17 protein-coding genes and 1 riboswitch are annotated in these 14539 nt (G+C 36.4%); of the genes, 9 read left to right on the top strand and 8 right to left on the bottom strand.

The features are described 5' to 3' along the window. Window positions 1-53: 53 nt before the first annotated feature. Together COL05_RS02115 and COL05_RS02110 are read right to left on the bottom strand one after the other, a co-directional pair. Window positions 54-578 (bottom strand): GrpB family protein, encoded by a 525-nt coding sequence (locus tag COL05_RS02115; protein ID WP_098667402.1) that lies wholly within the window; start codon window positions 576-578, stop codon window positions 54-56. 68 nt (window positions 579-646) lie between these two features. Beyond that, complete coding sequence (locus tag COL05_RS02110) at window positions 647-910, bottom strand: YqkE family protein (RefSeq protein ID WP_142337318.1); 264 nt, start codon at window positions 908-910, stop codon at window positions 647-649. Window positions 911-1110: 200 nt separating this feature from the next. On the opposite strand from COL05_RS02110, the gene COL05_RS02105 reads away from it, so the two are divergent. Beyond that, on the top strand, window positions 1111-2700 hold the full coding sequence (locus COL05_RS02105; protein ID WP_098667401.1) for a bifunctional metallophosphatase/5'-nucleotidase: 1590 nt from the start codon (window positions 1111-1113) through the stop codon (window positions 2698-2700). Window positions 2701-2822: 122 nt separating this feature from the next. Here COL05_RS02105 and COL05_RS02100 read toward each other — a convergent pair whose 3' ends face one another. Further along, complete coding sequence (locus COL05_RS02100) at window positions 2823-3299, bottom strand: ribbon-helix-helix domain-containing protein (RefSeq protein WP_098076583.1); 477 nt, start codon at window positions 3297-3299, stop codon at window positions 2823-2825. Window positions 3300-3420: 121 nt separating this feature from the next. Here COL05_RS02100 and COL05_RS02095 point away from each other — a divergent pair, with 121 nt between their 5' ends. Further along, window positions 3421-4419, top strand: coding sequence for an alpha/beta fold hydrolase (locus tag COL05_RS02095; RefSeq protein WP_098667400.1), 999 nt, complete (start codon window positions 3421-3423; stop codon window positions 4417-4419). A gap of 131 nt (window positions 4420-4550) precedes the next feature. Next, entirely contained in the window at window positions 4551-5870 is a 1320-nt protein-coding gene (locus COL05_RS02090) for a Na+/H+ antiporter family protein (RefSeq protein WP_098667399.1), read from the top strand. Window positions 5871-5894: 24 nt separating this feature from the next. On the opposite strand, the gene COL05_RS02085 is transcribed toward COL05_RS02090, so the two are convergent. Next, window positions 5895-6758, bottom strand: a complete 864-nt coding sequence (locus tag COL05_RS02085; RefSeq protein WP_098667398.1) for a LacI family DNA-binding transcriptional regulator — start codon at window positions 6756-6758, stop codon at window positions 5895-5897. 102 nt (window positions 6759-6860) lie between these two features. Continuing rightward, on the bottom strand, window positions 6861-7340 hold the full coding sequence (locus COL05_RS02080; RefSeq protein WP_098076597.1) for a GNAT family N-acetyltransferase: 480 nt from the start codon (window positions 7338-7340) through the stop codon (window positions 6861-6863). 81 nt (window positions 7341-7421) lie between these two features. Here COL05_RS02080 and COL05_RS02075 point away from each other — a divergent pair, with 81 nt between their 5' ends. Continuing rightward, on the top strand, window positions 7422-8345 hold the full coding sequence (locus COL05_RS02075; protein ID WP_098667397.1) for an alpha/beta hydrolase: 924 nt from the start codon (window positions 7422-7424) through the stop codon (window positions 8343-8345). 9 nt (window positions 8346-8354) lie between these two features. Here the strand turns inward: COL05_RS02075 and COL05_RS02070 are convergent, their stop codons facing one another. Further along, window positions 8355-8600, bottom strand: coding sequence for a YqkC family protein (locus COL05_RS02070; protein ID WP_098667396.1), 246 nt, complete (start codon window positions 8598-8600; stop codon window positions 8355-8357). Window positions 8601-8739: 139 nt separating this feature from the next. Here COL05_RS02070 and COL05_RS30830 point away from each other — a divergent pair, with 139 nt between their 5' ends. From COL05_RS30830 to ribH, 5 genes are all read left to right on the top strand, one after another. Continuing rightward, a complete protein-coding gene (locus tag COL05_RS30830) occupies window positions 8740-8946 on the top strand; it encodes a CDGSH iron-sulfur domain-containing protein (protein ID WP_001151582.1) in 207 nt (68 codons plus the stop codon). A gap of 191 nt (window positions 8947-9137) precedes the next feature. After that, window positions 9138-9281, top strand: a riboswitch (FMN riboswitch). Window positions 9282-9590: 309 nt separating this feature from the next. Then, window positions 9591-10703 carry a bifunctional diaminohydroxyphosphoribosylaminopyrimidine deaminase/5-amino-6-(5-phosphoribosylamino)uracil reductase RibD gene (gene ribD, locus COL05_RS02055; protein WP_098667394.1) on the top strand — a complete coding sequence of 371 codons (1113 nt, stop codon included), beginning with the start codon at window positions 9591-9593 and terminating at the stop codon, window positions 10701-10703. Then, the gene (ribE, locus tag COL05_RS02050) at window positions 10685-11329 is read left to right on the top strand and encodes a riboflavin synthase (RefSeq protein ID WP_098667393.1); all 645 of its coding nucleotides are present in this window, start codon (window positions 10685-10687) and stop codon (window positions 11327-11329) included. The genes ribD and ribE overlap by 19 nt, the downstream gene beginning before the upstream one ends. Window positions 11330-11341: 12 nt before the next feature. After that, window positions 11342-12535: a bifunctional 3,4-dihydroxy-2-butanone 4-phosphate synthase/GTP cyclohydrolase II gene (gene ribBA / locus COL05_RS02045; protein ID WP_098667392.1), complete on the top strand. Its 1194-nt coding sequence runs from the start codon at window positions 11342-11344 to the stop codon at window positions 12533-12535. 18 nt (window positions 12536-12553) lie between these two features. Continuing rightward, window positions 12554-13015, top strand: a complete 462-nt coding sequence (gene ribH, locus COL05_RS02040; RefSeq protein ID WP_000230889.1) for a 6,7-dimethyl-8-ribityllumazine synthase — start codon at window positions 12554-12556, stop codon at window positions 13013-13015. Between the two features lie 23 nt (window positions 13016-13038). On the opposite strand, the gene COL05_RS02035 is transcribed toward ribH, so the two are convergent. Together COL05_RS02035 and bioB are read right to left on the bottom strand one after the other, a co-directional pair. Continuing rightward, a complete protein-coding gene (locus COL05_RS02035; protein WP_098667391.1) occupies window positions 13039-13359 on the bottom strand; it encodes a hypothetical protein in 321 nt (106 codons plus the stop codon). Window positions 13360-13539: 180 nt separating this feature from the next. Continuing rightward, window positions 13540-14538, bottom strand: coding sequence for a biotin synthase (gene bioB, locus COL05_RS02030; RefSeq protein WP_098667390.1), 999 nt, complete (start codon window positions 14536-14538; stop codon window positions 13540-13542). Window position 14539: the final 1 nt, after the last annotated feature.

The raw sequence follows: 14539 nt of genomic DNA, 5'->3' as shown, positions 1-14539 counted from the left end.
ACCAATCGGGCTTTTACGGGATAAATTTATACACCTTACATAATAACGTGAACTCATTCATTCACGTTATTTTCTCTCCATTTCTTCGCTTTTTCATCAACATTACGTACAAACTCAGTTTTCCCTTCCGAATATAACGTGCCATCATATGTATATTTTTCAGCTAATTCTCTCTTTAAAGTTGCGTATGCCTCAGCTTCTTCACAATGAGCCATCATGTAATCACGAAATGCTAAATGCCTTACTATTTCAGGATTTCCTTTTTCAAACACGTGTAAGTGATACGAGCGTTTTTCCTCCGTTCCATGAATAAAATAACGACGTCTTGAAATACCATTCTCCCCTTTTACGATATAGCCAAGCTCTTCAAAACGTTCATTCCAACTATCTACTCTGTCGATACTCTCTACTTCCATAATCATATCTATAATTGGTTTCGCTGCCAATCCTGGCACCGACGTACTTCCAATATGATGAACCTTCACCTTTTCTGGCATCGCCGCTTTTAATCTTTCAGCCTCCATTTGAAATTTTTCGTTCCAATGATTATCATGCGGAACGACTACAATTTTCCTCATGTAAACTCCCCTTTTCTTACAAGCTCGTCAAAAAAATGATCAGCGGTATTCACTGATCATTTTTTGTATTATTTAAAGTCTTTCCAAGTAAGGCTACTTTCACTTAACAGTTCTTCAAATGATTTATTCTTTTCACGTTCTTTTTGTTCTTGGCGCTTTCTTTCCTGTTCAGCTGCCACTTTTTCCTCTTCTCTCACTTGTAATTCTTTCTTCTTATTCTTTAATTGCTGCATGAGTGAATCATTTAATTGATCACCTAATGTAAGCGACTCTTTCTTTGGTTGATTCACTTGCGATTGTCTTTGCATTTGTCTTTGTTTCTTTTTCTTCATACTACTCACCTTTTACTTTTTTCTCCATTATAGTAGATACACAATGAACGCGCCAATAAAAAAGGTTCTTTACTCTATTATTCACCTTTTGTAAATATGTTAATTTTTCGAAAAAACTAAATTTTTATATAGATATAATCCTATGAATCTATTAAAATTATGTCGTATGATGTCAGATTATAAAAAAGGAGAATTATATTATGTGGAAAAAAATCATTCCTGCTGTTGCCGTTTTAAGCACCATTACCTTTTCAACCGTATTTGCCGCTCCCCCATCCCAGACTCCAGCTGAACAAAACCGCTACATAGACGTACAGATGCTTGGTATTAATGATTTCCATGGACAACTAGATACTGTTAAAAAAATTAATAACAAAGAAGCTGGTGGCGCTGATTACTTAGCTACTTATTTAAAAGAACGTAAAAAGCAAAACCCGAATACACTTCTCGTACATGCTGGCGATATTGTCGGAGCTAGTCCACCAGTTTCAGCATTGTTACAAGACGAACCAACGATTGAATTTTTAAATGACTTAAAATTTGATGTTGGTACAATCGGCAACCACGAATTTGATGAAGGTATCAATGAAATGCAACGTCTCATTTACGGTGGGTATCATGAGAAAACAGGTAATTTCAAAGGCGCAAATTTCCCTTATGTCGCTGCAAACTTCTATAACAAATCAACTGGTCGCTTATTTTTACCACCATTTACTGTAAAAATGGTAGATGGTGTTCCTGTAGGATTCATCGGCGTAGTTACAACTGATACACCAAATGTCGTGATGCCTACTATGCTTAAAAATGTACAGATCACTGACGAAGTAGAAGCAATTAATAAATCAGCGCAACAATTAAAGCGTCTCGGTGTTAAATCCATCGTCGTCCTTGCCCATGTTGGCGGAACAACTGATGAGTCTGGCGTGACCAACGGAGACCTTACTCGAATTGCAAACGAAACAGATCCAGAAGTTGACGTTATTTTTGGTGGACATAGTCACACGTATGTAAATGGTACTGTAAATAATAAACTAATTGTCCAAGCGAACTCTTACGGAACAGCATTCTCAGACGTAGATGTAACAATTGATCGTAAAACAAAAGATATTGTAAAGAAAAAAGCTGAAGTGATTACAACATATCATGAAGGTATAGAACCTGATAAACAAGTAAAACAAAAAATAGATCAATATAAAGAAAAAATCGCACCACTTGTAAATGAAGTAGTAGGAAAATCTACAGCAGCTATTGACCGTAAACAAAATGATGCTGGTGAATCTACTCTTGGGAATGTAATTGCGGATGCACAACGTCAAACGATGCAAGCGCAAATCGCACTTATGAATCCTGGTGGTATTCGTAATGACTTAGATGCTGGCGATATTACATGGGGCGAATTATACGGCATTCAACCTTTTGGAAACCAATTAATTAAAGTAGATTTAACAGGCCAAGATATTCGCGACATTTTAAATCAGCAATGGCAAAAAGGTACGACGCGCATGCTTCAAATTTCAGGTATTCAATATACGTGGGATGCCAATAAACCAAATGGTGAAAAAGTTACAAACATACGTTTAACAAACGGAGAAGAATTATCTCCATCTAAAACGTATAGCGTAGTTGCAAATGCTTTCTTAGCTTCTGGCGGTGATGGATTTGTATCATTTAAAAATGGTACGAATGCAGAAACTGGCCCAAACGACTTTGAAGCGCTAGTCGATTACGTAAAACAATTAAAAGAACCAATTCAGCCAATTATTGATGGAAGAATTCAAAAGGTAAATTAAGCATTTCCTTAATATGCGATCCCAATTTTTATTATAAAGGATACGTACTTATACTTGATTCACAATATTAGTAAAACCTAAAAAGGATACTCGTTCTTATAATGAACATAGTATCCTTTTCTTTATTTATCAAAATGGGATATTTTGTTAAAATCATATTGTTGTAAAAATTGTTGTAACGCCTCTTCTACAAGTTTAGATTTTTGAATTCCTTTCGATTCTGATATAACGTCTAATTTTGCTAATATTTCTTTATTAATAGAAAAAGTACGTTTCTTTTTTTCTGTACTTATACTCATAATTGGCGTGATTACTTCTTCTCTCTTTCTTAATAACTCATAAATACTTTGTAATTGTTCATAAATTAATAATTGATAATCCGTTTTCTCATATTGAAGGGCTGTCGCTTCTTGGAGTTGTAAGTGACGAGGTTCTTCTCCATCTCCTACAAAAATACGTTTCTTCTGTTCTCCATCATATTCGTATCCAATTAATCTTAATTTCTTCGATAATGTATACGGGCTTATTTCAAGACGTTTTGCTATAATAGCGATGGGTTCACGTCTATTTAAACAATCTATAATTTCTCCAATCGTCACAATTTCCCTCCTCCCGTGTTGAAATGACACTAGTATGGTATGTTACAATGATTTTCTAACAGTATATGCAAAACGAATAGCCTGTGCGATTCATACGATTTCAGAAAAGGAGGTTTTCAATATGCTTTTCCGTAGCTATACCCCTCAGTTTTATAATGAAAATAAACAAATCATTCCTAATAGTATCGCTACGATGGAAAGCGTTATAATTCATAATCGAAAACAAACTCTCCTTATGCGCGGGCAAAACGTAGAGCAGCCTATTTTATTATGCTGTCATGGTGGACCGGGCATGGCACAAATTGGATTTATTCGTCATTTTCAAAAAGAATTAGAGAAACACTTCATCGTAATTAATTGGGATCAGCGCGGGGCAGGTAAATCCTTTTCAATAAAAGATTTCGGAGCAAATTTTACAATTGAACAATTCGCGTCCGATGCAAAAGAAGTAATTCAATATGTACTTAAAAAGTTCAATAAACAGAAACTATTTCTCGCTGGTCATTCTTGGGGAAGCATTATTGGGCTTAACATAGCACATCAATATCCACAGTATATCGAGGCTTACATCGGTATTGGTCAGATTGTACATATGAAACAAAACGAAGAATTGCTATATCAGCATTTAATTCGTTCTGCCAAAAAACATGATCATAAAAAAGCGTTAGCGTCTCTTTTGAAATTAGGAAAACCACCATTTTTAGATACGAGACGCCTTATTATTCAAAGAAAATGGCTTGGTACATTCGGAGGAGCAATTCAAAACGGATCTTCCTTTTCTTTCATACGAAAAGGCTTCTTTTCTCCTGAATATACGCTATTAGATTGGTTCAAATTTCTCGCAGGAAATTTGAAATCTGGCGTTTTATGGGAAGAAATGCTAACAATCGATTTCTTTTCTTCTATTTCAAGTTTATCTATTCCGGTTTATTTTTGTTCTGGTCGCTACGATTATCAAACTCCTTACGCACTCGTTCAGGAGTATTGTGATGTGATAGAAGCGCCCATAAAAAAGATGATTTGGTTCCCAAATTCAGCACATTCTCCTGATTTAGAAGAACCAGAATTATTCGCTCAATCTTTACAATCTATTAAACAAGAGCTAGCTTTTCAGCATTAGTAATAAAAGGCTCTTTTACATTTCATAAAAAACAATTTATAATAATATGTCGCAACTATGTATAAATATAGCAAGGTGCTTTATATTTACTTACCTTAACACAATAAAATTTTGGGGAGATTACATTTATTATGAATGCTGTACTCGTCGCAGTAGCAGTTATGCTATTGCTTAGTTTGTTACGTGTCCAGGTCATTGTCGCCATCATTGTTGGAGCTTTAACAGGCGGAATTATCGGCGGACTCGGTATTTCAGAAACGATTAACACTTTTACAACTGGTCTTGGAAACAGCGCTCCAATCGCTTTAAGTTATGCGATGCTCGGCGGTTTCGCTATTTCGCTTTCCAAAACAGGACTTCCTGATGCAATGATTCAAACTGCATTAAAATGGATTGGCAATGAACAAGACACGAAAAAACAAGTTTATTCTAAAATACTTATTCTATTCATCATTTTAACGATGGCTTGTTTCTCACAAAATGTGATTCCTGTTCATATCGCTTTCATCCCTATCTTAATTCCAGCACTTTTAAAAGTATTAAATGAATTGAAAGTGGATCGCAGACTTGTTACATGTATTATTACATTCGGATTGATTACTCCTTATATGTGGATTCCAGCAGGGTTCGGAAAAATTTATCATGACGTATTGCAAACAAATGCTGCGCAAAGCGGTCTTACATTTGATGTCGCGCTTATTCCAAAAGCAATGACTATTCCAGCAATCGGTATGATTATCGGGTTATGTGTAGCGGTTTTCATTACATACCGAAAGCCTCGTACGTATGAAACAGAACAAATTCATACTACCGTAAATGAAATCGTTCCCTATACAAAGCGTAGCATTACTTTCGGATTATTATCTATCATTGCCACATTAACTGTTCAATTAGCAACAGAATCCATGATTTTCGGTGCTTTAGCGGGGATTATCGTCTTATCAGTAAGTGGTAGTCTACCTCTTAAAGAAGCAGATGCGATATTAACAAGTGGAATGCGCATGATGTCCTTTATCGGTTTTGTTATGATTGCAGCCGCTGGATTTGGCGCTGTTCTTCGAAAAACAGGACATGTTGAATCTCTTGTACAAACAAGTGCACATATAATTGGAAATAATAAACCACTCGCAGCCTTTCTTATGCTTGTGATTGGACTTCTTGTTACGATGGGAATTGGTTCATCTTTTTCAACCATCCCTATTTTAACAACAATTTTTGTACCTCTTTGCATACAGCTTGGATTTAGTCCAATGGCCACCATTGCAATTATCGGTACAGCCGGAGCGCTAGGCGATGCAGGATCTCCAGCATCAGATAGTACACTTGGACCAACATCCGGTTTAAATGCTGATGGTCAACACCATCATATATGGGATACATGTGTACCAACTTTTCTGCATTATAATATACCGTTACTTATATTCGGCTTTATTGCCGCCATTACATTATAAAAAGGTGCGTTTTATACGCACCTTTTACTTTTTTATTTTTCCTTTTAATTGTTGCATCGCTATTTTCCCATTTTCTTCGATACAACTTTCCATTTGTATAAATGACGGACCTGTCCATTCACTATCTATACTCCCGTTCAGTCCAATCATTCTCAATTTATCCGGTATACGGATATTTAATTTTTTTGCTGCTCGAATTAACTCAAAAGTAATCTTATCACTTGAAGTTACAATTCCATCTATATACGGATAAGTTTGCAATAATGTAATAAACTGTTTATTCGTATACCCTTGTACACATACTTCTCGATAAGAGATTCCTTCCTCCCAAACAACGTCTAAAAATCCTGATATGTACTCTTCCATTTCTTCACTATCTTCGCCCTCACCGAAATAAGCAAGAAAGTGACAACCTTTTTCTTTTAATATAGACACCGCTCTTTGGCCACTTTCATAATAATTTGCATAGGATTTTTTTTCATTAATCACAACAAACGGAAGTGGTATTTCTCCTATACTTTTAAAAACAGATTTTGTCAAAATAACACCTGCAACGTTATTTTCCTTCAACATATGTATGTATCTATCTTTATTTTCTATATTACAAACAATGGTTTGATATCCTTCTTTATATGCTATTTCCTCCATACAATGTAGCAAAGTGATGTTTGATGGGTCATATAGATTATCTACAAGTAATGCAATTATCGTTGAATTCTCTTTAAATAATGGCTTTGTTGTACTATTTGGCCTATAACGTAATTCCTCAATTGCTTCCTTTACTTGTTTTACTGTGTCCTCATGAACGTATCCTTTTTCATTCATAACTCGTGAAACGGTTGCGACTGAAACACCTGCCAATTTTGCAACATCACGTATAGTTGCCACATCGTCACCCCTTAATATGGTAATAGATTACAATTTTACGGTAACCTAAATTACAATATTCGTCAAGGTTAATAACTTATATTTCTGAAAATTGTTACATCATTACACTAAACGATATTCTAATTGAATTTCATGTAAAATTGGGATATTATCATACCCATTAAGTGGAATCTCTTTCTTTATTTTTCGCGCCTCATCAACCGCATTCACATATAAATTCGTCATCAAAAAATTACGTTTTTGGTAAAAACGTAACGCATTCATATTATCATTTGTTGTAATGAGCCAAACCCGACCGCACCGCTCTTCTTCTGCAATTTGTAATACACAATCTACAAGTTTCGTCCCTATTCCTTTTCTTTCTTCAAAGCTATCTAACGATACAATTTCGCACATATTTCCAATCACTTCATACGTTATAATTCCGATTATTCTGTCATTAGAGAGCGCAACAAATCCTGGCAACTCTTCTAATTGATGCCCCTTTCCACGTGAAACCATTAATGAGCTCCCCCAGTTCTCACACATGAACATTCGGATTGTTTCTTTCATCTCTGGCGTAATTTTTTGTATATGCACCATTTCCTATTTCTCCCCTTTTCTATCATTGTGATACAATATAAGTGTATCACATGTAACGGTATTTGGAGGATGAGGTAAAGTATGAAACGTTTTTTTGCAGCATTGTTTACTATACTAGGTGCGATAACTGCCCTTGGGATTTTCTTTACAAATAAAGTGATGTACTTAAAGAAAAAAACAGAGGAAGAAGTACTCGAAAGAGAAACGAAAAAACATTTTCGTATAGAGGATTTTGATGCTCTTCATAAAGAAGAAATTCATATCCCTTCACAATTCGGATATGATCTTCACGGATATTACATTCCTGCTGGTCATTCCAACAAATTTATGATTTTCTGTCACGGCGTAACTGTAAATAAAATGAACTCTGTAAAATATGCAAACTTATTTTTAAACAGAGGATATAATGTCATTATTTACGATCATCGTCGTCATGGTAAAACTGGTGGAAAAACAACAAGCTATGGATACTATGAAAAACATGATTTAAAATCTGTAGTTGACTGGCTAAAAAATCGTTTTGGAACAAATATAACACTCGGTATTCATGGTGAATCGATGGGAGCTGCAACACTTCTTCAGTATGCAGGACTTGTAGAAGATGGCGCTGATTTCTATATTGCAGATTGTCCTTTTTCTGATTTCTACGGGCAATTACAGCACCGTTTAAAGGTTGAATTCCATTTACCTAAATGGCCTTTATTACCTTTAGCAAATGCTTTTTTAAAAGTGCGTGACGGTTATACAATTCGTGAAGTTTCACCAATCGATTGTATAAAAAACATTAACAATCCCGTCCTCTTTATTCATAGTAAAGATGATAATTATATTTTAGCTGATATGACGAAAGCACTATATGAAGCGAAGGAAAATAATAAACAACTTTATATTGCAGAACACGGTGCACACGCTTGCTCTTATAACGAAAATAAAGAAGAGTATGAAGCAGCCGTTGATCAATTTTTAAACTCCTATGTAAAAGAAACAAAAAACAGGCTTGCATAAGCCTGTTTTTTATTGCGCTAAAACGTCTGTAACTTGTTCCATATTTTCAGAAATCCATTGCACTGCTTCATCGAGTGTTGGAAATTCTGTCGTTTGAAATGTTACCTCATCTTGAAGTAACCAAACATCCTTTGGCTCTTGTCCTACACCGGCAATGGACCAGTGTAACAAACTATATGGATGATTATCATTCAAAAATGATGCCCACGTGCGCTCATTTGCAATATTTCGTAATGTACGTAATTGTTTATCCATCTTTCGTCACCTTACTCTAGTCAGTTATAAAAAACATTATAACACTCTCTTCTCTCCCAAAGAAAGTGCTCTTTTCATATTGTCAAGTACTTCTCTTGATTATATGATGAAATTAAGCGTTTGGGAAGGAGGGATAGCGTTGGCTAAAGTACAAATTAAAGTAAATGATAATGGCTCTTTTCGCGTTACAGGGGACGTGGAATTAGTTGATTCACAAGGGAATGTATTCCCAGCAAAACCGGCATTTTCTTTATGCCGTTGTGGTTTATCAAAAAATATGCCTTATTGCGATGCTTCGCATAAAGGAAAATTCGAATCTGTTGTTAGAGCACCAGAGGCAGAATAATTTCACATGTGACATGCACATTTTTTTGTGCATGTTTTTTTCTTTTGATCAACTCCATTACATCCCTTCTCCTTACAACATTTCTAATACTTCTGTCTTCATGCCAGCATACATATATTTTCACACAATTCTTCACATTCGAATATTTTTTACTAGCCTTTTTTCTTTTTTGTGCTATAATTTGAGCAAACAACATCCTTCGGGGTCGGGTGAAATTCCCAACCGGCGGTGATGAAGTGCAAACTTCTAAGTCCGTGACCCGTTTTCAACTCGAAAACGGTGGATCTAGTGAAACTCTAGGGCCGACAGTATAGTCTGGATGGGAGAAGGATATGTTTTCTAGTAATTTTATATAGCGAATACACTTTTATTTCAGTATGCATATTTTTAAAGTTTCATTTTGAATCTTTATATATGTTTTATTTTGTATACTTATGTTTCTATACTGGAATAAAAAGATACGACTAGCGTTTGAAAAATTCGATATTTTGCTAGGTTTTTTCCTTATGCCAAAATATCAATCATCGTTAGGTTTCTTTCCTATACTTTCGTATTCGAACTATATTTCTAGAAATCACGTCTCCCAAACCCCAAGGATATAAAATCCTTGGGGTTTTTTGATTTTTTCAGGAGAGGTGAAGAGAATGACAGATCAAGAATATATGAGGGTTGCCCTGCAGTTAGCAGAAGGAACATCCGGACAAACAAGTCCAAATCCTATGGTTGGTGCTGTTATTGTAAAAGATGGAAACATTGTCGGTATGGGAGCTCATTTGCGTGCTGGTGAAGAACACGCAGAAGTTTATGCTCTTCATATGGCTGGTGAAAAAGCAAAAGGAGCTACCGTTTATGTAACACTTGAACCGTGTAGCCATTTTGGAAAAACACCACCCTGCTGTGAATTGCTCATCAAAAAAGGAGTCAAACGGGTTGTAATTGCCACTCTTGATTGCAATCCTCTCGTTTCTGGTAATGGAAAAAGAAAATTAGAGGAAGCTGGCATCGAAGTAACTACCGGTGTTCTGGAAGCAGAAGCAGTTTTATTAAATCGCTACTTTTTTCACTACATGAAAACGAAACGTCCATTTGTAACAATAAAAACAGCGATGAGCTTAGACGGAAAAACAGCAACTGTTACTGGTGAAAGTAAGTGGATTACAGGTGAAGAAGCACGAGCTGATGTTCACCAATACCGCCATACACATGATGCGATTCTCGTTGGAGTGAATACAGTTATAGCTGATAATCCGCATTTAACAACAAGAATTCCTAACGGAGGTAAACATCCTATACGCGTTATTTTAGATACTCATTTACGAACGCCACCATCTTCTCATGTCATAACAGATGGTTTAGCACCGACATGGATTTTGGTTGGTAAGGATGTAAATAAAGAGAAAATAGCTTCTTATGAATCTGAAAATATAGTGATATTCCAAATGAAAACGAAGCAAATTGAAATACAAGATATTTTAGATTTACTCGGCGAAAAACAAATCCTATCTCTTTTCGTTGAGGGTGGGCAAACCGTCCATGCGAGCTTCTTACAAACAAACAATTTCAATGAAATTGTAACTTATATAAGCCCAAAATTAATTGGTGGGAAAGATGCCCCTACTTTATTTGGCGGCAATGGTTTTTCAACATTACAAGGTGCACTTTCCTTGAAAATTCAAGAGATGAAACAAATTGGCGACGATATAAAAATTGTTGCGCATGCCCGAAGTGAGGTGACGGAATGTTTACAGGAATTGTAGAAGAATTAGGAACGATTGCAAACATGCAACAAAGCGGAGAAGCGATGAAGTTAACGATCCATGCAAATAAAATTTTATCAGATGTTCACTTAGGTGATAGTATCGCGGTGAACGGTATTTGCTTAACTGTAACGAGTTTCACAACAACTTCATTCACAGTAGACGCAATGCCTGAAACGATGCAATCAACATCACTTCGCATGCTTAAACCGCAATGTAAAGTAAATTTAGAACGTGCAATGGCGGCAAATGGACGATTTGGTGGACATTTCGTTTCAGGGCATATTGATGGCATCGGGACGATTTTAAGCAAAAAACAACACTATAATGCCGTCTATTACAAAATAACTATTGCTGATGAATTACTACGCTATTGTTTGCATAAAGGATCCGTTGCTGTTGATGGAACGAGTTTAACAATATTTGATATAGACGAATCTTCCATTACCATTTCACTCATCCCGCACACAGTAAGCGAATCTGTTATTGGGGAAAAGAACGCCGGTGACATCGTAAACATTGAGTGCGACATGATTGGTAAATATATCGAACGCTTTATTTCTAAACCTGTAAAACGAACAAATTCAATGACCGAAAGCTTTTTACAAGAAAACGGATTTCTATAAGGGGGAAGCATGATGTTTCATCGTATTGAAGAAGCTCTAGAAGATTTAAAACAAGGAAAAGTCGTTATCGTATGTGATGATGAAAACCGCGAAAACGAAGGCGACTTTATCGCTTTAGCAGAGTATATTACGCCAGAAACAATTAACTTTATGATTACACATGGGCGCGGCCTCGTTTGTGTACCGATTACGGAAGGATACGCAGAACGTCTACAATTAGAACCAATGGTAGCTCATAATACAGATTCGCATCACACTGCATTTACAGTGAGCATTGATCATGTTTCTACAACAACTGGGATTAGTGCCCACGAACGTGCAACTACAATAAAAGAATTGTTAAATCCTGCATCAAAAGGTGCTGATTTCAATCGTCCGGGACATATCTTTCCATTAATTGCGAAAGAAGGCGGTGTCCTACGCCGTGCTGGTCATACAGAAGCTGCTGTCGATTTAGCACAGCTTTGCGGAGCAGAACCAGCTGGCGTCATTTGCGAAATTATTAATGAGGACGGTACGATGGCACGCGTACCTGATTTACTACAGTGCGCAAAACAATTTGATATAAAAATGATTACAATAGAAGATTTAATTGCTTATCGCCGCCACCATGAAACATTAGTGACGCGAGAAGTGGAAATTACATTACCTACAGATTTCGGTACTTTCCATGCGATTGGCTATTCCAATTCATTAGATGCGAAAGAGCATATCGCACTCGTAAAAGGTGATATTTCAACAGGAGAGCCTGTACTTGTACGCGTTCATTCAGAGTGCTTAACAGGAGATGTATTTGGCTCGTGTCGATGTGATTGCGGACCACAACTCCATGCTGCGCTTGCTCAAATTGAGCGTGAAGGAAAAGGTGTTCTTCTATATATGAGACAAGAAGGACGAGGCATTGGACTTCTGAATAAGCTTCGCGCCTATAAGTTACAAGAAGAAGGCTTCGATACTGTAGAAGCAAATGAAAAGCTTGGCTTCCCAGCTGATTTGCGTGATTACGGTATTGGCGCTCAAATTTTAAAAGATTTAGGTTTACAACATTTACGATTATTAACGAATAACCCTCGAAAAATTGCTGGCTTACAAGGGTACGATTTAGAAGTAATCGAGCGTGTCCCGTTACAAATGCCAACAAAAGAAGAGAATAAAACGTATTTACAAACGAAAGTAAACAAATTAGGACATTTACTAAACTTATAATTAAAGGAGAGATTTATTATGGTATTTGAAGGTCATTTAGTTGGTACAGGATTAAAAGTTGGGGTTGTTGTTGGACGTTTTAATGAGTTTATTACAAGTAAGTTACTTGGCGGAGCTTTAGATGGATTAAAGCGTCACGGTGTAGAAGAAGCTGATATCGATGTTGCTTGGGTTCCTGGTGCATTTGAAATTCCTTTAATCGCTAAAAAGATGGCTAATAGCGGGAAGTATGATGCTGTTATTACGTTAGGCACTGTCATTCGTGGTGCTACAACACATTACGATTACGTTTGTAATGAAGTGGCAAAAGGTGTTGCATCTTTATCATTACAAACAGACATTCCCGTTATTTTCGGTGTATTAACGACTGAAACAATCGAGCAAGCGATTGAACGCGCAGGCACGAAAGCTGGTAATAAAGGCTATGAATCCGCCGTTGCTGCAATTGAAATGGCTCACTTATCAAAACAATGGGCATAAAAAAAGAGGCTGCGGCCTCTTTTTTATTTCTTTACTTTTTTCCGTACATCTTTTATTAATTCATCCATTGTTTTTCCTTCTGTTTGTATACGAAGCGTTTGTGCTGTTTTCCATACATTCTCTCTTTTCTTCGCTTCTTCTATAATAGTAATTTCTTTTCGTACTTCCTTTAAATCTTTCCCTTCTGTTTTCAATCCAAAATGTTCAGCTTTCGTTCGAAAATGTTGTTCAATTCGTTGTTGCATCTCTTTTTGCTCAGGATTTTCGGCGGCCTTAACTGGATCAGTACTTATCGCTTTTAGTAAAATTAGACAAGTCATAATCGCTAATATATATTTGTGCATGTAAAATCCTCCAACCCAATATAAATTACATATTTACTATGTACAATTGAGGCTTGGAAAATTCGTCCACCAAAATTCTTTTTTTCGCTCAAAAGCCAATAGTACCAAGCGTTCACAATTATTTATTACATTTTATTTACAAAAAAAGCAAACTCTTTTACAAGTTTGCTTTTTTCTATCTTATAATGCACATTCCTCAATCTCAAACCCTAAATCTTCAATCATACCCCAGTCTGCAGTCGGTTCTTGTCCAGCTGTCGTTAAGTAGTCTCCAACAAAAATAGAGTTCGCTGCAAATAAACCGATTGGCTGTACAGAACGTAAATTAATTTCACGCCCTCCTGAAATGCGAATTTCTTTCGTTGGGTTTACAAAGCGCATCATCGCCAGCACTTTTAAACATTCTACTGGTGTTAACTCCTTTTGCCCTTCAAGCGGCGTACCCTTTACAGCAACAAGGAAATTACATGGAATTGAATCTGCATCTATACGTTGTAATTCGAATGCAATTTCAGCACGCTCTTCTATTGTCTCTCCCATTCCAAAAATCGCTCCTGAGCATGGTGAAATCCCCGCTTGTTTCGCTTTTTGAACTGTATCAACACGATCATCATACGTATGAGTGGAGCAAATGCTTTCGTAATTATTCGCATGTGTATTTAAGTTGTGATTATAACGATGTACACCCGCCTCCGCTAAACGTCCTGCTTGATCTTCGTTTAAGAAACCTAAACAACAACAAATCTTTAAATCTGTCGTTTCACGAATCTCCTTAACTGCTCCAATTACGTGATTCACCTCTTTATCCGTCGGACGACGACCAGATGCTACAATACAATATGTACCCGCTTTGCGGCGAATCGCTTCGTGTGCTCCTTCTACAATCTTTTCCTGCGTTAGCCATGCATATTTATCAATCGGCGCTTTTGAAATAATAGACTGTGAACAATATCCGCAATCTTCAGGGCATAATCCAGACTTTGTATTGATAATCATATTTAATTTTACTTTCTTACCAAAGTGATGATGGCGAATGATGTAAGCTGCATTCATAATTTCTAAAATCTCTGTATCGTCAGCCTCTAATATCGCTATTGCATCTTCTTTTGTAATCATTTTCTCTTCTACTACGTCGTATGCAAGTTTTTTCCAATCCCTTTTTGTTTGTACTTGTTTCATT

This window comes from Bacillus sp. AFS059628 (assembly GCF_002571225.1).
In the GTDB taxonomy this organism is placed as follows: Bacteria; Bacillota; Bacilli; order Bacillales; family Bacillaceae_G; genus Bacillus_A.
This window is presented reverse-complemented; position numbering and strand designations above follow the sequence as displayed.